19 protein-coding genes are annotated in these 20,301 nt (G+C 41.2%); 2 read left to right on the top strand and 17 right to left on the bottom strand.

What is annotated here, in order from left to right:
- Positions 1-17: 17 nt before the first annotated feature.
- From EES38_RS11140 to EES38_RS11120, 5 genes are all read right to left on the bottom strand, one after another.
- A complete protein-coding gene (locus EES38_RS11140; protein ID WP_124937283.1) occupies positions 18-314 on the bottom strand; it encodes a hypothetical protein in 297 nt (98 codons plus the stop codon).
- 82 nt (positions 315-396) lie between these two features.
- A complete protein-coding gene (locus EES38_RS11135; RefSeq protein ID WP_124937282.1) occupies positions 397-693 on the bottom strand; it encodes a hypothetical protein in 297 nt (98 codons plus the stop codon).
- A 97-nt stretch (positions 694-790) separates the two neighbouring features.
- Complete coding sequence (locus EES38_RS11130; protein ID WP_124937281.1) at positions 791-1,438, bottom strand: RipA family octameric membrane protein; 648 nt, start codon at positions 1,436-1,438, stop codon at positions 791-793.
- Positions 1,439-1,659: 221 nt separating this feature from the next.
- Positions 1,660-3,492, bottom strand: a complete 1,833-nt coding sequence (glmS, locus tag EES38_RS11125; protein ID WP_124937280.1) for a glutamine--fructose-6-phosphate transaminase (isomerizing) — start codon at positions 3,490-3,492, stop codon at positions 1,660-1,662.
- Positions 3,493-3,535: 43 nt separating this feature from the next.
- Positions 3,536-4,297 carry a DeoR/GlpR family DNA-binding transcription regulator gene (locus EES38_RS11120; RefSeq protein ID WP_124937279.1) on the bottom strand — a complete coding sequence of 254 codons (762 nt, stop codon included), beginning with the start codon at positions 4,295-4,297 and terminating at the stop codon, positions 3,536-3,538.
- 429 nt (positions 4,298-4,726) lie between these two features.
- Here EES38_RS11120 and pykF point away from each other — a divergent pair, with 429 nt between their 5' ends.
- The gene (gene pykF, locus EES38_RS11115) at positions 4,727-6,139 is read left to right on the top strand and encodes a pyruvate kinase PykF (RefSeq protein ID WP_124937278.1); all 1,413 of its coding nucleotides are present in this window, start codon (positions 4,727-4,729) and stop codon (positions 6,137-6,139) included.
- A 68-nt stretch (positions 6,140-6,207) separates the two neighbouring features.
- On the opposite strand, the gene EES38_RS22615 is transcribed toward pykF, so the two are convergent.
- The 9 genes from EES38_RS22615 to EES38_RS11075 form a co-directional block, all read right to left on the bottom strand.
- Entirely contained in the window at positions 6,208-6,339 is a 132-nt protein-coding gene (locus EES38_RS22615) for a hypothetical protein (RefSeq protein ID WP_279432214.1), read from the bottom strand.
- A 176-nt stretch (positions 6,340-6,515) separates the two neighbouring features.
- Positions 6,516-7,208, bottom strand: a complete 693-nt coding sequence (locus tag EES38_RS11110) for an oxidative stress defense protein (protein ID WP_124937277.1) — start codon at positions 7,206-7,208, stop codon at positions 6,516-6,518.
- A 190-nt stretch (positions 7,209-7,398) separates the two neighbouring features.
- Positions 7,399-8,265, bottom strand: coding sequence for a small-conductance mechanosensitive channel MscS (gene mscS / locus EES38_RS11105; RefSeq protein ID WP_124937276.1), 867 nt, complete (start codon positions 8,263-8,265; stop codon positions 7,399-7,401).
- 161 nt (positions 8,266-8,426) lie between these two features.
- Positions 8,427-9,503: a class II fructose-bisphosphate aldolase gene (gene fbaA, locus EES38_RS11100; RefSeq protein ID WP_124937275.1), complete on the bottom strand. Its 1,077-nt coding sequence runs from the start codon at positions 9,501-9,503 to the stop codon at positions 8,427-8,429.
- 161 nt (positions 9,504-9,664) lie between these two features.
- Entirely contained in the window at positions 9,665-10,828 is a 1,164-nt protein-coding gene (locus EES38_RS11095; RefSeq protein ID WP_124937274.1) for a phosphoglycerate kinase, read from the bottom strand.
- Positions 10,829-10,979: 151 nt separating this feature from the next.
- The gene (epd, locus tag EES38_RS11090) at positions 10,980-12,011 is read right to left on the bottom strand and encodes an erythrose-4-phosphate dehydrogenase (RefSeq protein ID WP_124937273.1); all 1,032 of its coding nucleotides are present in this window, start codon (positions 12,009-12,011) and stop codon (positions 10,980-10,982) included.
- Between the two features lie 145 nt (positions 12,012-12,156).
- On the bottom strand, positions 12,157-13,371 hold the full coding sequence (locus EES38_RS11085; RefSeq protein WP_124937272.1) for an MFS transporter: 1,215 nt from the start codon (positions 13,369-13,371) through the stop codon (positions 12,157-12,159).
- Positions 13,372-13,550: 179 nt separating this feature from the next.
- Positions 13,551-14,102 (bottom strand): BON domain-containing protein, encoded by a 552-nt coding sequence (locus tag EES38_RS11080; protein WP_208020433.1) that lies wholly within the window; start codon positions 14,100-14,102, stop codon positions 13,551-13,553.
- A 136-nt stretch (positions 14,103-14,238) separates the two neighbouring features.
- On the bottom strand, positions 14,239-14,667 hold the full coding sequence (locus tag EES38_RS11075) for a hypothetical protein (RefSeq protein WP_124937271.1): 429 nt from the start codon (positions 14,665-14,667) through the stop codon (positions 14,239-14,241).
- Between the two features lie 166 nt (positions 14,668-14,833).
- Here EES38_RS11075 and EES38_RS11070 point away from each other — a divergent pair, with 166 nt between their 5' ends.
- Positions 14,834-16,189, top strand: coding sequence for a sigma-54 interaction domain-containing protein (locus EES38_RS11070; protein WP_124937270.1), 1,356 nt, complete (start codon positions 14,834-14,836; stop codon positions 16,187-16,189).
- Here EES38_RS11070 and EES38_RS11065 read toward each other — a convergent pair.
- From EES38_RS11065 to EES38_RS11055, 3 genes are all read right to left on the bottom strand, one after another.
- Positions 16,186-17,841, bottom strand: coding sequence for a diacylglycerol kinase family protein (locus EES38_RS11065; protein WP_124937269.1), 1,656 nt, complete (start codon positions 17,839-17,841; stop codon positions 16,186-16,188). The genes EES38_RS11070 and EES38_RS11065 overlap by 4 nt on opposite strands.
- A 69-nt stretch (positions 17,842-17,910) precedes the next feature.
- The gene (locus EES38_RS11060; RefSeq protein ID WP_124937268.1) at positions 17,911-18,117 is read right to left on the bottom strand and encodes a hypothetical protein; all 207 of its coding nucleotides are present in this window, start codon (positions 18,115-18,117) and stop codon (positions 17,911-17,913) included.
- 211 nt (positions 18,118-18,328) lie between these two features.
- Positions 18,329-20,278, bottom strand: a complete 1,950-nt coding sequence (locus EES38_RS11055; protein WP_124937267.1) for a TonB-dependent receptor domain-containing protein — start codon at positions 20,276-20,278, stop codon at positions 18,329-18,331.
- Positions 20,279-20,301: the final 23 nt, after the last annotated feature.

Below are 20,301 nucleotides of genomic sequence, written 5' to 3'. Positions count from 1 at the left end.
TGTGAAGATCGATAACATCAACTTTCTCGGTAATATTGATGCTTTCTCTTGGAGTTATGCTTCCAGCTTTTTGCTACATCATAAACATATGCCGGATAGTCGTCCCAAGGATCGGCCAGTGCATTCCTGCGAGCTGCACGAAACTTTACCGGATAACCTTTACATTCAACCAAATGCATGAAGTAAAAGCTTTTTTCTTGTTTGGTACTAAAGTGCTTGTGAGTACCACTTCGGATACTGGGATAGAAATGCCACAAATAATCCGCAGATTGTCTACCAACAGCGTGTTCGTACTGCTGTTTTAATTTTTTCATATACCCTCCAGGTTTACATTACCTAGAAGGGATCCTCTGCAAAGTAGTACATCTTCTTTCCTTCGGTTTGAACACTACAGACCTACTCGTAGTCGCAATCCGGACTACCCCATTCGTTCCCTACGGGGCCGCCGAAAGCACCTTGTAATTTTCTCTGTTTACACCAGGCAACCGCAATTTCATCGAACACATCAGCCGGGATTTCAGCCATAAGCCTCCCGAATGCTTTTCCGTCGGCATTGGTTGAATAATTTACTCTGAAATCAACCGGGTTTGCTATCTCAATGATCGCGGGATTATCATTATTCTTCTCAAGCGTCATTTCCTGATATAAACCAAACTCTTGCTCACTCTGATAAACCCATTCTTTGGTGCTCATTGTTGATGCTCCGATAGTATACTTTGAATCAGTGTAACACTGATTCATGTCCCTCTAACAATCTACAATTCAAAAGATAAATATTGAGGTTGGGTAATTATAATATCTGGGTCTTTCTACTCCTCATTTTGTGACGATGAGGCCCCAAATGAGTTTTGCTCCCGTAACACATCATAAAGCAGGAAAAGATACCTATTACTAATATAATTACCCGGATCCAACTTATTTCTTTAGAAAATTCAAATGGTAAAGAAATAAATATCAATAGCATAATCCAAATAAACAGGGTAAAAAAGCTCACCCATTGATTCACTTTAGATACAGATATTTTTGCTGGTCCTGTTATGAGTATTTCAACTACCGAAGAGCTTCGAGGTCGGTGTAGAGTCGTTTTATAAAGAGGTCCCGTAGTATCATTTTCCAACATGTCTACGTGGTTCTCCCAATTCTCTTGCCAAAATTTACTTCCTCTATTTGCTAAGAACCAAGCCCAAGTAAACACAAACCCGATAACTGCTATAACAAAGGCAAAAAATTCTTTGCTTTTTAAATGCTCGCTCGCCAAAACCGAGAAAAAACCCGCAAATGCTACAGCAATTAATGCCCAAAAATATGTGGCCCTTTTCCAATACAATTCAATTTCAAACTTTCTTATATCGAGGGCATGTTCCAACGCCAGAGCTGCCTTTTCTTTGTTTGAACCATCAAGCCCAAACTTTCTTTTATACCTGTTCTGATTATTCATATAATTTCCCTGTTACGACCAATAGAAATCGGCCCATATAAACCAACGTAATATGCAATCAGACTTCAAACTATTTTTAAAGATGCTCATAGAAAAAATGACGGCAACCACATAGATTACCGCCATTTCAGGATGATACTTTAATACTCAGTATGAATCTTTATTACTTAGTATGAGACTTTATTCCTCTCCTACACCACATCTGTGAACGAATACGAGTTTTATTCTACTGTGACCGCTTTAGCTAAGTTCCGTGGCTGATCGACATCGGTCCCTTTAATAAGAGCAATATGGTACGACAACAGCTGCATCGGCAATGTGTAATAGATCGGTGCGGTAATTTCGCTGACATGCGGCATCTTGATGATTTTCATTGTCTCATCCGATTCAAAGCCAGCATCTTCATCAGCAAATACATATAGTAATCCACCGCGAGCACGGACTTCTTCGATGTTCGATTTCAGTTTTTCCAACAGATCATTATTCGGTGCCACAACCACGACTGGCATATCCGCATCAATCAGTGCCAGAGGGCCATGTTTCAATTCACCTGCAGCATAAGCTTCAGCGTGGATATAAGAAATCTCTTTCAGTTTCAAGGCAGCTTCTAATGCGATCGGGTAGTATTCGCCACGGCCAAGGAAAAGAGTATGGTGTTTGTCTGCGAAATCTTTAGCCAGACTTTCAATCTCAGCATCGAACTTCAGCGCAGCCTCTATTTGACCAGGTAGCTGATGAAGAGACGTCACAATCTCTTTTTCTAACGCTGCATCAACAGTACCTTTTTGTTTACCGATACCTGCTACGAGCATCAGCATCGCGGTCAGTTGCGTTGTAAATGCTTTTGTTGATGCCACACCAATTTCAACACCAGCACGAGTCATGAATGCAATATCCGATTCTCTCACTAATGATGAACCCGCTACGTTACAAATGGTCATGACCGCCATATACCCTTTCTCTTTTGCTAATCTTAGTGCGGCAAGAGTATCCGCCGTTTCACCAGACTGAGAAAGTGTAATAAGAAGACTGTTTGGGCGCGTAACGAACTTACGGTAACGGAATTCAGATGCAATCTCGACATCACAACTCACACCCGCGATCCCTTCAAACCAGTATCGTGCAGCCATACCCGCGTTATAAGATGTTCCACACGCAACGATTTGCACGTGTTCAACTTTTTGTAGAATCTCAGCCGCATGAACACCAATACTATCAATAATGACTGAATCTTTAGTACAGCGACCTTCCATCGTATTGGTTATTGCGACAGGCTGTTCGTAAATTTCCTTTTGCATAAAGTGACGGTATTTTCCTTTGTCTCCAGCATCATGCTCAGCTGTTGACTCAAGAATTTCGCGCTCAACTTTTTCACCGCTATGGTCATAAACAGTCACATCACGACGAGTAATCTCAGCCACATCTCCTTCTTCCAGATACATAAAGCGGCGAGTTACATTGAGTAACGCTAGCTGATCTGAAGCAAGGAAGTTTTCACCGACACCGAAGCCGATAACGATAGGACTGCCAGAACGTGCAACCACTAAACGAGAAGGATCATTCTGATCTAAAACAACCGTGCCGTAAGCACCATCTAGCTGTTTTGCGGCTTTTTGAACAGCTTCGATGAGAGACTCTGAAGTTTCAAGCTCTAACGCAACCAGATGTGCAATGACTTCAGTATCCGTTTGCGAGACGAAAACGTATCCTTTATCTTTTAGCATTTGGCGCAGAGGGGCGTGATTTTCAATAATCCCGTTATGCACAACTGAAATGCTTCCTGATACATGGGGATGGGCGTTGATTTCTGAAGGCTCACCATGTGTCGCCCAGCGAGTATGTGCTATACCAGTACCGCCGCTAACCTGAGCCTGTTCCACAGCATCTGATAGCTCCTGAACTTTACCCAAACGACGAATACGAGTTAAATTATGCTCAGAATCGACAATCGCCACACCCGCTGAGTCATAACCCCGATACTCTAAGCGACGAAGTCCTTCCACCAGAATTTCAGCGACATCACGTTGAGCAACCGCTCCAACAATTCCACACATATCCAAATACTCCTAAATTTATCTACTCGATCGCCAAACGAAACTATGCTCGAATGACTTTTACATTATGGGATTCAATGACTCTCATTTGTTCATCTGATAACCCACTATCGGTAATCAATACGTCAATTATTTTCCAGCTAAGCTCTAAGTTTGGTATTTTGCGTCCCAATTTATCGGATTCAGCCATCACGATAACTTCTCTCGACACATCGGCCATCACTTTGCTTAACCCAAACAACTCGTTAAACGTGGTCGTACCACGATTTAAATCGATCCCATCACAACCAATAAATAACTGATCAAAATCGTAAGAACGGAGCACAGACTCAGCGACCTGCCCCTGAAAAGATTCAGAGTGCGGGTCCCATGTTCCTCCAGTCATAAGTAATGTAGGTTCGTTTTCTAATTCTCTTAATGCATTCGCAACGTTCAGTGAATTGGTCATCACGACTAAACCTTGCTTTTCGTTTAAATGAGGGATTACGGCTGTGGTCGTACTACCGCTGTCGATCACAATTCTGTGATGGTCTTTTATCAGCATAGCAGCTTCTTTTGCGATGGAAATCTTTCGGTTCGAAACTTTTAGACTTAATTCTTCCGCAATGACCTCTTTTGGAAGCGAGATCGCGCCGCCATAACGACGAAGTAATAATCCATTCGCCTCTAATGCAGATAAATCTTTCCGTATCGTCACCTCTGAGGTTTCAAAGCGTTTGGCTAAATCATCAACACTCACCTCTCCTTTTTCGTTTACTAAAGTTACAATAAGGTGTCTTCTCTGCTTTGTGTTTCGTTTCGTCATTTAGAGGCAAAAAATAAGTTACGGAATAAAACTTATCATAACCAAAACGAAACTTTATTGTCTATTTATTTCGATAGTAAAAATTAATAATTACGACTAAAACCTTGTCCTAAGACAAGTAATAAGCAGTGATATTCCCTTCATAAAATGCTAGAATTCGCGTCGCAAAAGAAAAAAAATTACAGAATTGATAGTTGAATTACCGGATGGATGACGAAAAACCGGCAAAAAACGCTAAATTTTGGATTTTTTCTGAGTAGCAAGCAATAATGCTTAGTTATAAAATAACTGAAATACTGAAAGACTTTCATATTTAAAGTGTCATACTGATATAATGATGAGTAGGCTTAAGGTAGAGATTTAAATAAGCCATCGCAGACACTTTAAGACACAGTTTCAAATTGATGATTGTATCGGAGAACATCTTCCATGAAAAAGACCAAAATCGTTTGTACGATTGGCCCTAAAACTGAATCACTAGAGAAGCTAACTGAACTAGTAAACGCTGGCATGAATGTTATGCGCCTTAACTTCTCTCATGGCGATTACGAAGAACATGGAACTCGTATTAATAATTTCCGTCAAGTAATGGCAAATACTGGTGAAACACTTGCTATTTTACTTGATACTAAAGGTCCTGAAATTCGCACAATTAAATTAGAAGGCGGTCAGGACGTTGAACTAGAAGCTGGTCAGGAGTTTGTATTTACGACTGACTCAACTGTTATTGGTAATAAAAATACAGTAGCAGTAACTTACCCAGGTTTTGCTTCTGATTTAGCTGTTGGTAACACAATCCTTGTTGATGACGGCCTAATCGAAATGAAAGTGATCAGCAAAACTGAAAATGACGTGACTTGTACCGTTCTAAATAACGGTGCGCTTGGTGAAAACAAAGGTGTAAACCTTCCAGGCGTAAAAGTTAGCCTTCCTGCACTATCTGAAAAAGATAAGAATGACCTGAAGTTTGGTTGTGAACAGGGTGTTGACTTTGTTGCGGCCTCATTTATTCGTAAAGCTTCTGACGTTCAGGAAATTCGTGAGTTTCTAAATGCAAATGGTGGTAAAGACATCCACATCATTTCAAAAATTGAAAACCAAGAAGGCGTTGATAACTTTGACGAGATTCTTGAGTTATCTGACGGTATCATGGTTGCTCGTGGTGACCTAGGTGTTGAGATTCCAGCGGAAGAAGTTATCTTTGCTCAAAAAATGATGATTGAGAAATGTAACCGCGCTCGTAAGATGGTTATCACAGCGACTCAAATGCTTGACTCAATGATCAAAAACCCTCGTCCAACTCGTGCAGAAGCGGGTGACGTTGCAAACGCAATCATGGACGGTACAGACGCAGTAATGCTTTCTGGTGAAACAGCTAAAGGTAAATACCCTGTTGAAGCAGTAACGATCATGGCTCAAATCGCAGCGCGCACTGACTCAGCACTTCAAGCTGAATTGGGAGATCGCCTAGACAGCCCTCGTCTACGTATTACGGAAGCGGTATGTAAAGGTGCAGTTGATACTGCAGAAAAACTAACAGCACCGTTGATTATCGTTGCAACGCAAGCTGGTAAGTCAGCTCGCTCTGTTCGTAAATACTTCCCAACAGCAAATATTCTTGCTCTTACAACCAATAAGAAAACGGCTGCTCAGCTTGTTCTTACTAAGGGTGTAATACCAATTATTGTTGATGCTATTGAGAATACAGACTCTTTCTATCACTTAGGTAAAGAAATTGCCCTAGAAACAAAACTGGGTAAGAAAGGTGATATCGTAGTGATGGTTTCTGGAGCTCTCGTTTCTTCAGGTACAACGAACACTGCATCAGTGCACGTTTTATAATAAAACGTCTATGTTGTAAAAAGGGAGCGATAGCTCCCTTTTTTATTTTGACTTTAGTCGTATATCGGTTACCAACCAAAAAACTCTTTATTATGAGTATTGAGCAGTACAACCATAGGAAGAAAGTAAAGCGCACTTAACTTTATGCCCAAAACAACCAAACAACCAATCGTCAATCTTACGAGAAAATGATTTACCATACTTCGCCTCATTTGCCTTCGTATTGATTTTCTTAACTTTTATTTGCACTCAATTTAAGTGCAGAAAAAGACCAATCAGTCCAACCTCGGGCACACCAATTCCAATGAAGCGAATGGTATAATAATTAACCACACAGCTCAATATTCAACCAGATCCTAGACCTTCGTCTAATAACCTAATTCAGCTTATACACCACATCAACACTATCTTTTACAACGATATTTGAGTCCTGATAAGAATCGTTAACTATTTTACTTTCTGATGAAAGTGTACGGATTAAAACGGGAGAGCTTTGATTATTGCGGTAGCTCACCTGCCACACAGCGCCTAATGAGCGTTTAAATCCTTTCGCTAAAGAAAGCGCTTTCTGATTTGCGTCCTCGATAGCCAAAAGCCTAGCCTGCTCTAAATACTTTTCATTATCCTTAACCGTTAATTGAATGTTTTCCACCCGGTTTATGCCAGAGTCAATTGCGGTGTCAATATAGTCATTTAACTTGTCCAGATTTTTCACATCTATTGTGATCTTTCTACGCGCTTTATACCCCACCAATTGAGCCTGACTGTCCTTCGGATAATAGTACTGTGGAGCAAGATAAAGGTTTGAGCTGTTTATATCGTCTTTCTCCACACCCATCTTGTATAACTGAGCCAGGAAGTTACTAACGACATCATCGACACTCTCTTTCGCCTGATCAGCATTCATCATGGTCTTTTCAACCTGCACTGAAAATGTCGCACTATCTGGGACCACGCTCACTTCACCGTAACCGGTTGTCGCTATATGAGCAAAAGGTAACGACTGAGAGTAAGCCAGAGAGGCAAAAAAGATGCATAAAACAGAAATACTTCCAGAAACCAATCTCATCACGTTGTCCTTATAAAACTACGAGCTAACATCATAGAAAAAATATAGTCGACGAAAAGAGGGCAGCGAGTGAAATGACAAAGATTTAACCTGAATGTGACTGATGACGTACGATGCTAAACATTCTCAATTGGGCATAAAAAAGCGGCTCTAGGCCGCTTAAGATTCAAACTCGGTATCGAAACATAGATTAGTCAAGTTTGTTGAGATGAACATCCATTTGAGGGAACGGGATCTCGATATCATTTTCATCAAGAGCTTCTTTAATTCCCTGCATTAAGTCGTAGTAAACATTCCAATAATCATCAGTTTTAACCCAAGGACGAACGTTAAAGTTCACTGAAGAATCAGCTAGTGCCACAACACCAATAACCACGTCTCTATCCTTTAGAATTCGCTCATCACGCTCAATCACACTGCGCAATACTTCTTTGGTTTTCTTAAGGTCAGCTTTGTAAGAAACACCGATAACTAAATCAATACGGCGAACAGGATGTTTTGAATAGTTAGTAATAGCGTCGCCGATAACGGATGAGTTTGGTACCACGACCATTTTGTTGTCTGGTGTTTTCAGCACAGTTTGGAAAATCTGAATTGATTCAACTGAACCAGCCACACCAGCGACTTCTACATAATCACCTGATTTAAACGGTCTAAACGCAACGATGAGAATACCTGCCGCAAAGTTTGATAGAGAACCTTGAAGAGCCAAACCTACAGCTAAGCCTGCCGCACCAATAACAGCGACTACAGAAGCTGTTTGTACTCCAATTCGGCCTAATGCTGCGATAAGCACAATCACAAACAACAAGTATCTCACTAAACCTTTGATGAATTCGACTACAGCGGGATCCATCGATTTCTTGTTAAGTATTTTGGCTACGCTTCCAGCTAATACTTTAACGATAATATTACCGATAAACAGAATAAGAACAGCGGAAATCAAGTTCACGCCATACTGTATTAAAATATCAGAGTTATTTGTTAGCCACTTGTTTACTTCACTCAAACTGCTTACGATTTGAGTATCGACGCCAGTTACTGACTCCCCAGCCATGCTTTTTCTCCTAATGATATTATCAGCTCACACACTAAGCTGTTCTTAGAGTCATAGCTTAAGCAAATATTTTAATATTGACCAGTCATAAAGCGTTAAGTTTATGGCAAAAAAAAGCCGCTCCATTAGAGCGGCTTTCTAAACAATTTCAGTTCTTAAAATTAAAGAACATCAACAGCATTTAGGTCAGAGAACGCTTTTTCAAGACGCTTAACCATAGATACCTGACCAGCACGTAGCCATACGCGAGGATCGTAGTATTTTTTGTTTGGAGCATCTTCACCAGTTGGGTTACCAATCTGGCCTTGAAGATAGTCATGGTTTTCAGCTTCGTACTGACGAATACCATCCCATGTTGCCCACTGAGTATCAGTATCGATGTTCATTTTGATAACACCGTATGAGATAGACTCTTGAATCTCAGCTTCGCTTGAACCAGAACCGCCGTGGAATACGAAATTAAGAGAGTTTTCAGGAAGACCGAATTTCTCAGATACGTGTTTTTGAGAATCACGTAGGATAGTAGGAGTAAGAACAACGTTACCAGGCTTATAAACACCGTGTACGTTACCGAAAGAAGCAGCGATAGTGAAACGTGGGCTAATTGCACTTAGTTTCTCATATGCGTATGCAACGTCTTCTGGAGAAGTGTACAGCTCAGAGTCATCCATATCTGAGTTGTCAACGCCGTCTTCTTCACCACCTGTACAACCAAGTTCGATCTCGATTGTCATGTTCATTTTAGCCATGCGCTCTAGGTACTTAGCACATGTTTCAACGTTCTCTTCTAGAGTCTCTTCTGAAAGGTCTAGCATGTGAGAAGAGAATAGAGGCTTACCAGTTTCTGCAAAGTGCTTTTCACCTGCGTCTAGTAGTCCGTCGATCCAAGGTAGAAGTTTCTTAGCTGCGTGGTCAGTATGAAGAATAACTGGAACGCCGTAAGCTTCAGCAACTGCATGAACGTGTTTTGCACCCGCGATAGCACCAAGAACTTGAGCGCCCTGGCCTTCAAGCTTAACACCTTTACCCGCGAAGAAAGCAGCACCGCCGTTAGAGAACTGAACGATTACTGGAGACTTAACTTTTGCAGCAGCTTCCAAAACAGCATTTACAGAGTCAGTACCTACACAGTTTACTGCTGGGATTGCGAAGTTATTTTCCTTGGCAACTTCGAATACTTTCTGCACGTCATCACCAGAGATAACACCTGGTTTTACGAAATCAAAAACCTTAGACATGGATTGATCCTATTTTCTGTCGTTTTATTAATAAAACTCGTTAAGTTAAAACTTGCAAACGCCCCTGCTTGCAATGTTGAGAGTTTAGCAAATAAACAATCAATGTGCAGCAAGCATGATAGGCAAGCGGGAGTCTAAGACTCCCGCTGGTATTACATAAATTACGCTTTAGCGCGTGCTTCCAACATTTCTACAGCTGGAAGAACTTTACCTTCAACAAACTCGAGGAAAGCACCGCCGCCAGTTGAGATATAAGACACGTCAGCTTTGATACCGAACTTATCAATAGCCGCTAGAGTGTCGCCACCACCAGCAACTGAGAAGCCATCAGAAGCTGCAATCGCTTCTGAAATACCTTTAGTACCCGCTTCAAAGTTCTTGAATTCAAATACGCCTACTGGACCATTCCAAAGAATGGTTTTCGCATTTTTAAGAATATCCGCAAGAACTTTAGTAGAGTCAGGACCTAAGTCGAAAATCATATCGTCGTCTTGAACGTCTTCTACTTTCTTGATTTCAGCTTCTGCGTTTTCATCAAATGCTTTTGCACAAGCAACATCAGTAGCAACAGGGATAGCACACTCATCCATTAGTTTTTTAGCTGTACCAACTAGGTCTGCTTCATAAAGAGACTTACCTACGTTGTGACCTGCAGCTGCGATAAACGTATTCGCGATACCACCACCAACAACAAGCTGGTCAGCAATTTTAGATAATGATTCAAGAACAGTAAGTTTAGTTGAAACTTTAGAACCACCAACGATAGCAACCATTGGGCGGGCTGGGTTATCCATTGCTTTGCCAAGTGCATCTAATTCGTTAGCAAGAAGAGGTCCAGCACATGCAACAGGAGCATTCATACCAACACCATGAGTTGAAGCTTGAGCACGGTGAGCAGTACCAAAAGCGTCCATTACAAATACGTCACACAAAGCCGCGTATTTTTTAGAAAGCTCTTCATCATTTTTCTTCTCGCCCTTGTTAAAACGAACGTTTTCAAGAACAACCAACTCACCTGCATTAAGTTCTAGGCCGTTTAGGTAATCTTTTGCTAGTTTAACGTCGCAATCAAGTGCATCGTTTAGGTAGTTAACAACTGGTTGTAGAGAGAATTCTTCTGCGTATTCACCTTCAGTTGGACGACCCAAGTGTGATGTTACCATTACTTTTGCACCAGCTTCCAAGCAGTGCTTGATTGTTGGTAGAGACGCTAGGATACGAGCATCTGAAGTTACTTTACCTTCTTTTACTGGCACGTTTAGATCAGCACGGATAAATACTCGTTTACCTGCCAAGTCCAGGTCGGTCATCTTAATCACAGACATGATTAGTCCTCTCAAATAGTCATTAAAAAGTTTCAGAAGCCCGGCTACCCTGCCGAGCCCATAAATTACAACGTCGTTATTATAACGCTATAAATTGGGGCTTAGTTTATTTATTTCAATCCGAAAAATAAATAAATTCACCACATTTATATTACTCAGCTTTTGCCACACTCATCGCAATCGCAGTGTCTAACATTCGGTTAGCAAAGCCCCACTCATTATCACACCACACCAGCATTTTCACTAAATGCCCATTACTTACCCTTGTTTGGCTTCCATCCACAATAGCGCTGTGAGAATCATGGTTGAAATCGATAGAAACCAGTGGCTCTTCGGTATAATCAACAATGTCACGTAATGTACACTGAGACGCCTCTACTATGGTTTGATTTACGTCAGAAACTTTCACATTTGACTTAATTGTGACGCTTAAGTCCATGGCAGTAACGTTAATCGTCGGCACACGAACCGAAATTGCTTCAAATTTATTCGAAAATTTAGGGAAGATTCTTTCAATCCCTTTATGCAATTTCGTATCAACCGGAATGATGGATTGGCTGGCAGAACGAGTTCTTCTCAAATCATTGTGATAAGCATCGATGACCTGTTGGTCATTCATAGATGAGTGAATAGTCGTAATGGTGCCAGAATCAATACCAAACGCCTCATCAAGCACTTTGATAATGGGTACAATACAGTTAGTCGTACAAGATCCATTGGACACGATATTGTGTTCAGGAAGAATAGTCTCGTGGTTAACACCATAGATAATCGTATTATCTAAATCATTACTGCCCGGGTGGGAGAACAGCACTTTCGCCGCTCCAGCATGAATATGTTCCAGACCATCGTCTCGATTGCCATAAACACCGGTGCAATCAAGAACAATATCCACGCCCAGATCTTTCCAGGGAAGAAGTTTGATTTCAGATAAGTGAAGTATTCGCACCGAATCAAACTCACCGTTTTCATGATGAACATAAAGATGCTCTTGATTATGCGATACTTTTTTGAAAAAGCGGCCATGAGTGGAGTCATACTGAAGCAAATGAGCCATAGTTTCTGCTTTCGCCAACTCATTTACTGCAACAATTTTAATCTGCTGGTTCTTACCACTCTCGTAAACAGCACGTAAAACATTACGTCCGATACGCCCAAAACCATTAATTGCGACTCGTAACATCCCTCTATCGCCCCACATCAAATTCGTGCAACAAATACTACATCAAGCCCACTTAAAACGCATCAACAGACTGTGCAATTTTGTTTTGCATAATCAAGACATCGTAGGTTGCTCAAGCATCTTCATCTTGCATTTATCACAATATCTAAAGATTCTTTTCCCGTTCCATGTACATCAATATAACGAACGCCAATAAACATAAAATGGCGGAAATCACCGAGAAATAGATACTAACTGTCTTCAGTGAAAATAGTAGCGTTAAGCCTCCCAGAACAATCACTGGAATAGAAATTGCGCCGTAACAAACGATAAAGTATGACGCTATACTAGCCGCTTTACTTTCCTCAGGTGCTGCTGCCCCGACGGCGCTAACCCCAGCTTTAAATGCAAAACCATGCCCTACCCCAGCTACTGCAGTACCAACCATTAAAATAGTCAGACTTTCCATAACCATACTTACAGTAATAATGGCGACACCAATACCTAGTACAATACACCCAATGTGCATTCGTCTTTTTTCAGGTAAATGTTCTACAAATATCTGTCCTAGCGTTGAACAAAGAAAAAGAAAACCAGCAACAAAGCCGATAAGAAAATCGCCTTTGTATCCTAAATATTGAGAGAGGAAATTGGGGACAACCGCAGAGTAAAAACCCGTCACCATAAACCCAGCCAAGGCAGAAATTGAGGCAGGTAAAAACACAGCTCTAACCTGCGTGGGCAATGCGGGTTTTTGCGGTAAAAACGAAGGTGATGGACTGCGCTTCACAGTTTCAGGAATAAATAAAAAACCAGCTACGGCTATAACGACAAGTACCAAGTGAAGTAGATAAGGTGTGACCATAGGATTTGGTAGTTCAACTGCTATCGCTCCAGCTAAGATAGGACCGAGTCCCAGCCCACCCATATTGACTGCGGTACCAGTTAGCACTCCGATTCGTTCATACCCTTTAGGTACTAAATCCATTATGGCTGCCGTCGCGGTACTGGCAAATAAACCAGCAGAAATACCAGATAGTACCCTACCGACAAGAATCAGCGGTAACCCTTGTGCAAACATAAAAATGATGTCACTTAATACGGCGAAGGCTAATCCTGCTAGAAGAATCGGTTTTCGACCGATTTGATCTGACCAATTCCCGGTCAATAGGAGAGCGCCAATCACTCCGGCTGCATACACAGCAAAAATGACGGTGACCATAGGGGAAGAAATACTTAACTGACTCTCGTAAATCGTATAAATAGGCGTGGGTAACGTGGTGCCCATCATTGCAACCATAAAGGTAAAAGCCGCGATGACAAATGGAGTAAATCCCTGACGTGCCTTCGTGCTATGAATACTATGGGTGATGGTCGACATGTGTTATCTCCTTTTCTAATTGAAAGTACATAACCGGTGTCTCGCTACGCCAACAAAAGCAAATCGATCATAAAGAAAACGTTGCTAGCGTAATGGGATGGTATGGGTTGAAAAGCATAGAGGAGGCGAAGCGCCTCCTCTTAATGTTGCGTAGAAAAGACAGTAACAATGAAAAATTATTACTGTGTTACGACCTCGATGTTATCGACAACGTTTTTCACATCAGAAGTATTTTTGGCTATGGTGATTGCCAAATCTTTCATTGATGCGGACTCAGCCGTACCTTTAAGTGTTACAACACCATCATCAACATCAACATTAATATCTGTGCCGTTGACCTCAGGTTCGAGCAATAACGATGACTTCACGACTGTAGCTACCTTAGAGTCAACAAGCGTTTGATTGAGGGAGCTATCATCGTCGCTGTTGACTACGGTTAACCGGTTGTCGACTTTCTTCACACCGTCGATATTCTTAAGTAGCTCACCTGCTAAACTTTTATCGACATTGTTATCGACTTTACCCGTAAGCAGAATAACGCCGTTGTCAACATCGGTGTTGATATCAAAGCTATTGAGGTTTTTATCAAACAATAAAGTTGCTTCAGCTTTACCATCGATCCACGCGTCTTTCGCAGTGTCTTTCCAATCCGCGTTTGTTTTCGCAGCAGCCTGAAAACTCATAAGAGTTGTTAAAAGTGCAGCTAAGGTAATTGGTTTAGAAATACTCATTTAGAAATCTCCTCTTTGTGGCTCTTTATCGATAATGCGATAGGCATGCCAACTTTATTTCTCCCGCTACGCTTGTGTTTGCATTCATGCATGTGAGTCTATCTCGTGAAAAAGTTACCGATTATTCGTAAATTTTTCAGATCCCTTCGTAATGGGTATGACAGCACTCATCAACCTGAATCTGCCATGCTGCCAACCAGTAAGAAATCCTTTGTTTTACTATCGTAGAGCGGATATTTGATAACGCACTCTTAGCCATTTTTATTGAGTGGTATTCTTTCTCCAGAACCTGCTGAGGCTTAGTTTGTACAACACAATCGGCCTTATTTTTATCTTCTTCAACAGATAAATACAGAGGCTGCGGATTCTTAACACAACTCTTAAGCTCTTGACTTGCCTTGCTTTTTAACTCAACAAGGCGTGTTACCTTATGTTGAATATTCTCATCATTGAGATAGGGCCGATTTAGTTCTGTTTCTTTTTTACTGTGCTCTAACCACGCAATGATATATCGGATATTATGAATATCTTCCCTATCCAGACGTAAACCATTGGTACTACACATAATTAGTTCTCCTATGTAGTGATTCGTTGTATAGTTACCTTTCAACCTTCGTACCAACTTTTCAATTATCCCCAAGTTAATTGTTGGTTAGAATGAATTAACTTGCTTGTAGTCATGGGAATGTTTACATACAGTGAGATCTAATCCCTTAAGAGGAATACCCGAAATGCCGCTACCACAATTGTCTTTTCGTGTAACAAAACAAAAATTTTTTACTGAAATAAGAAGCTGTTCAGCCCTTTCAGATTTTTCGTTAGCTGAATTAGATGGGTATCCAGATTGGCTAGAGGAACTTGAAAATAGCAGTGCCAGTGCAGCTATTCTTGAAGCGGATAATTTATCTAGGTCCGAAGCTGAACGACTAAATGAACTATGTAATTCCGGTAACTTCGATCTAATTCTTTTAAGCTCGGGGCAGCTTAATACTCATTGTGATGAACTGGTGAAGTCAGGAAGCGTATTTCTATTCCGAGAGCCAATTAATTTTGAATTGATTAATCAAGCACTTGAGGATATAGCCTTTTTTCACCGAGATACGAAGATAGGTAAACTAAGCCCTACAACCAGTGAATTGGATCAATTTGGTCTTTTAGTGGGTTCCTCACTCATCATGCATGAGGTTTACCGAACTCTTCGACGAGTTGCCCGTACGAAAGCTAACGTCTTAATTATCGGCGAAAGTGGTGCTGGTAAAGAGTTGGTTGCCAACACAATACATCTTGCAAGTGATCGTTCTGATCATCCTTTTATCGCCATTAACTGTGGTGCTATTAGTCCTGAATTGGTTGATAGTGAGCTTTTTGGTCACGAGAAAGGCTCGTTTACAGGTGCCCATAAAGCACATGACGGCGTATTTAAGCAAGCCGAAGGGGGTACATTGTTCCTTGACGAAATAACAGAGATGCCCATCGAACACCAAGTTAAGTTACTCAGGGCGTTGGAAAGTCAAGAGTATCGACCTATAGGTAGTCAGAAAACTTATAAAGCAGACGTTCGAATTGTAGCTGCAACGAACAGAGACCCGTTTCAAGCAATCGAAGAAAATATTTTCAGGGAAGATTTATACTTCCGCTTAGCTCAATTTCCGATTCATGTTCCACCATTAAGAGAGCGTGAAGGTGATATAATTGGCCTCGCAAAACATTTTCTCGCCTTCCGAAACACACATGAAAACTTTAAGAAATCTATTTCGGATTCTGCGTTACAAAAGATCGGCGAGCATAACTGGCCAGGTAATGTTCGTGAATTAAAGCACTGTATCGAAAGAGCCTATATTCTTTCCGATAGTGTTATAGAGCCAGAACATCTCTTATTTGACCTTCCTTTTGGAGCAACACCTTCACACGGTTCTCTATCCGAGGCTATTCCGGCGAAAGTGCCTCTCGAACAGATAGAAAAGGCGGCCATCATTAACACACTTAAGGAAAATGATGGCAACAAAACAGATACGGCAGAAGACTTAGGGATCAGTGTAAAAACCCTCTACAACAAATTAGACAAATACGAAGAAAAGAAAATTTAATTGTTCTTTGTTCCGAGAGTCAGTATTCTCAGTGATGCTGGCTCTAAAACCATGTCTAATTTATCCGCTTCTCGCAACTCTCCATCCAAAACATAACTTATTTTTTCGCCATCTTTATCTTCCAACTCAATATGACTTGCTTGATGATGCTTAACAGACTTCAGGTTATTGTCATATTTGGCCCGTAACAGCTCAGACAGAGATAGTAGGTTATTACCACCATTCGCATCAGGATCTAACCAAGTGATATCGAATAAACCATCTCGACTATCAGGCTGCCCATTCCCTTGTGCCAATAACGTCGAGAACGGCGCCGCATTAGCAATGACAAAACTACCCGTATCAATCTGTCTGACGTTATCATGATCAAAAGTCACATTGAGATGCATAACATCCCCATCTGACACAGCGTTAAAAAGCCCTTCCAGATAAGCTAACTGCCCCTTATCATTTTTTGCTTCACGACTCGCATGTTCTATCATTTGTTGTTCGAAACCGATGGCAACAACCATGATGGCAAATTCCTCATTGCATAACGCTGTATCCATTTTTGTCAGCTCACCATGTGTGATTGCATCGCACGCTGTATCGATAGGAAATACCTTAGACCGCACGCCCAATAATGCATGAGCTAACGAATTTGCGGTACCGAGAGGAAGGATCGCAAGAATACTCTTTGAACCCTTGAGAATACTGGCAACCTCATTTACCGTTCCATCACCACCTGCAGCGACCACAACATGAGCTTCATTGTCTAACGCTTCCTGTGCCAAAGACTTGGCGGTTACGTCTGGTGTCGTTTCTCGAATGCTTACGGTATAAAAGGGCTCGAGGTTGTGCATCACTAGCGGTTTACTTTCTTCCCATTTACCACCACCAGATACGGGATTAGCAATAATCCAAAGTGAAGGTTTTTTCTGCTCAGAGGTCGATACTGTCTTGTCATCTGAACGTATCGACTCCGCGTATTGTAAATAGGCTCGGTACTGGGCATGATTGAGCCGAGCAATAGTTCGAATACTTTGAACTTTTTCAATGACTTCATCTGGTTCTAGCTCTGGGTGCTGAGATATAAGATAACAACACAAAACTAAAACCGACCTCCCTTTTCCTAAGGCACAATGGATAACAACAGATTTCCCCTGCTGTCTCTCTTGGATCGCCCATTCAACGGCTTCATGTAATGATTTCGGATCTGGGTAAGAATGATCAAGAACGGGTACATTCAGATAGGACACATCACTGCCTAACAGTGTCATATTCAAACCATCAAATTCTGCCGTCACATCAAGCACTGCGTCGACTTTCATTTCTTTAAGATTATCGACATCGGAAGGAAGTAATCTCGAAGCAACAAAGATGCCTGATTCTATTTCCTGAATAGCAGGATTCGGGTTTTGTTTACGCACGACGTAATTGTAAATGTGGACACCAACAAGAAAGGGAATAAAAAAAGCTCTGATCGCAATAGGAATTCGACCGTTCTCAGACTTACGGAATATACGGCCATGGTTTCCGTAGTATGCCCAAGCAACCACAAGTAACGAGGCTGAAGTCCATAAAAATAAAAACTGTAGAAAAATAAACGGGGAAATTAGTGCGAGAAATGCGAATGCGAGGCCTGAAAAAAAATAATACTTAAAAGGAAACATAAAGATACCACCCTATCATTGATAGCGCTCCCACATCTGTGGGAGCATACAAATGACTCTGCATGATGTTTAGCAGTCAGTATCTTCTGCACCTGCTTCTTCTTTCACATCTTCACATTTGTCTTCTATCGCGTTACCGGTATCTGTGACGGTTTGATCAATCTGTTCACCAACATCTTCTGCTGTTGTATTGTCATCACTACACGCGGTTAGGCCGAATGCCATTGCTGTCGTAAGTAACATCATAGCAACTGGTTTCGTTAATCTCTTATTCATTATAATCTCCTAATCGATTTTTCATGTGTCTGAGAATTAGTGCCAATTCCATGCCAAGTAATTAAAGCAAATACAATCAGTAACTTAGTCATACCGCGGTAAGCATTCAGTCAAAGCTGCGGTAATAAATACAAACCTTACAGGTAAATTTTTCCATATAAAAAAGGCCCTGTTGGTAAACAGAGCCTTAATTTTCAATCAATTAGATTACTTAAAAATTGATGTCCATACCTAACCAGTAACGACGACCATCTTCAACATAACCATACGTATCGTAGTCTATGTCTTTATCCAGTAAGTTATAAACGGCTGCTTTTAGCTTGACGTTATCAGCTAAGTCGTAAGTAACGCCAGTATCGACAAAGGTATAAGACGGAACGATATCGTCACCAGTATCTGTCGCCTCTTCACCGTGGTAGGTTACTTTTGCCCAGCTCATCAATTTATCTGTTGCCTGCCAGTCAAGGTTTGCAGAGGCTAAATGCTCAGGGAAATTATTCAATGGTTCACCCGCACTATCACCCGTTTTTTGTTTGGTATATGTGTAGGTATAACTTACTTTAAAATCCAACGTTTCTGTCAATGGTGTATCGATGGAAGCTTCAACACCACGAGTTACCGCCTCATCAATGTTTACATACCGTTTATTAGTGCTACTCCACTGATTCGTTAAGGTATCACATGTTGAAGCCGTACACGTTTCTGTCGAAATCATGTCATTGAAGTCATTATTAAATAATCCTAATGACGCTTTTAGCCCTTGTTCATTTTGGTAAGCTAAGCTAATTTCTTCAGTCACAGAAGTCTCTGGCTCTAAGTCTGGATTTCCGTATCGGTCACCACCATGACTGACAGAGACCCAATCAGCATTAGACTGTTTTAGACTCGGAGCCTTAAATCCTGTTGAGACACCACCTTTGAGCGTCCATGCCTCATTAATATTCCAGACAGAATACAAACGAGGGCTGAAGTGCGACCCATAATTTTCATCATAGTCATAACGAATACCACCGATAACAGAGATATCATCAAACACTCGCCATTCGTCTTCTGCAAATAATGCGGCAGAATATTTAGAAAGCTTGGTTAGATCTCCTCCAGTGTTTGTCGTCTCATCATGGATCTTTTCATATTCTCCCTGCATACCAAATGAAAGGGTATGAACCTCAAAAGGGATCACCATTGTTGATTTAAAATCGGTGTTTTGCAGATTTATTGAACGCGATGGGTTTTTCGTATATTCATATTGAAGAAACGTATCTGACTGACCAATATTCCAACGCCCCTTATGCTCCAATGACGCACTGGTTCGCTGGTATTTATTTTCAGAATAAGTCCCGGATGCGTATGTCCCACTAGCATCGTAAGACTTATCTGCATTAGAACGTCGTTCCTGCTTATTGACTGACGCATCGACAATGATTTCATGATCATCATTGACCTGATAATTGAGCTTTGAGCCAATACTTTGCAAGCTTTTATCAGAGTAACCATTGGTAATATTATCTTCATCTCTTTGCTGATTCTGCCCATAAATTTGCAGAGTCGCCTTATCCGAAATAGGTCCTGTAACATAAAAGTTAACGCTTTGTTCATCACCGGAGTTGCGGTTTTCTTGGTAAACGGTACCTAACTGAATACTGCCGGTCCAATCTTCTGTTGCTCTGCGAGTAATAATGTTTATCACCCCTCCCATTGCATCAGAACCGTATAATGTAGACATCGGTCCTTTAATGACTTCAATGCGCTCAATGGCTTCAAGAGGTGGAAGCCATGCCGACTCAATACCTGAATTATCACTGTTTGGTCGAGTAGCTCTAGTAGATATTGGCTTACCATCGACCAGAATCAATGTATAACTAGAACCCATACCTCTAATCGAAATATCTGTTTTATCGCCACCACCAGTGATGATAACCCCAGGGACATCCGATAGAACATCCGTAATGTCGCGATAATATTTCGATTCAAGTTGCTCACGTGTTACCACCGAAACGCTCGCTGATGCATTTTTAAGTGACTGATCATAACCAGATGCAGTAACCACAACAGTATCGTCAGTTTGATCCGGTGTAGCAGCGGCAAATGTTGAGAAAGAAGACAGCACGGCAACAGATAAGAATGACAATTTAGGTGCCTTGATTGCAAAATGAGTAGACATAGCAAAAATCCTAAATGATAATA

It is taken from the genome of Vibrio viridaestus, from assembly GCF_003856525.1.
Classification (GTDB): domain Bacteria; phylum Pseudomonadota; class Gammaproteobacteria; order Enterobacterales; family Vibrionaceae; genus Vibrio; species Vibrio viridaestus.
The sequence above is the reverse complement of the archived record's forward strand: the minus strand, read 5'-3'. Positions and strand labels throughout refer to the sequence as shown.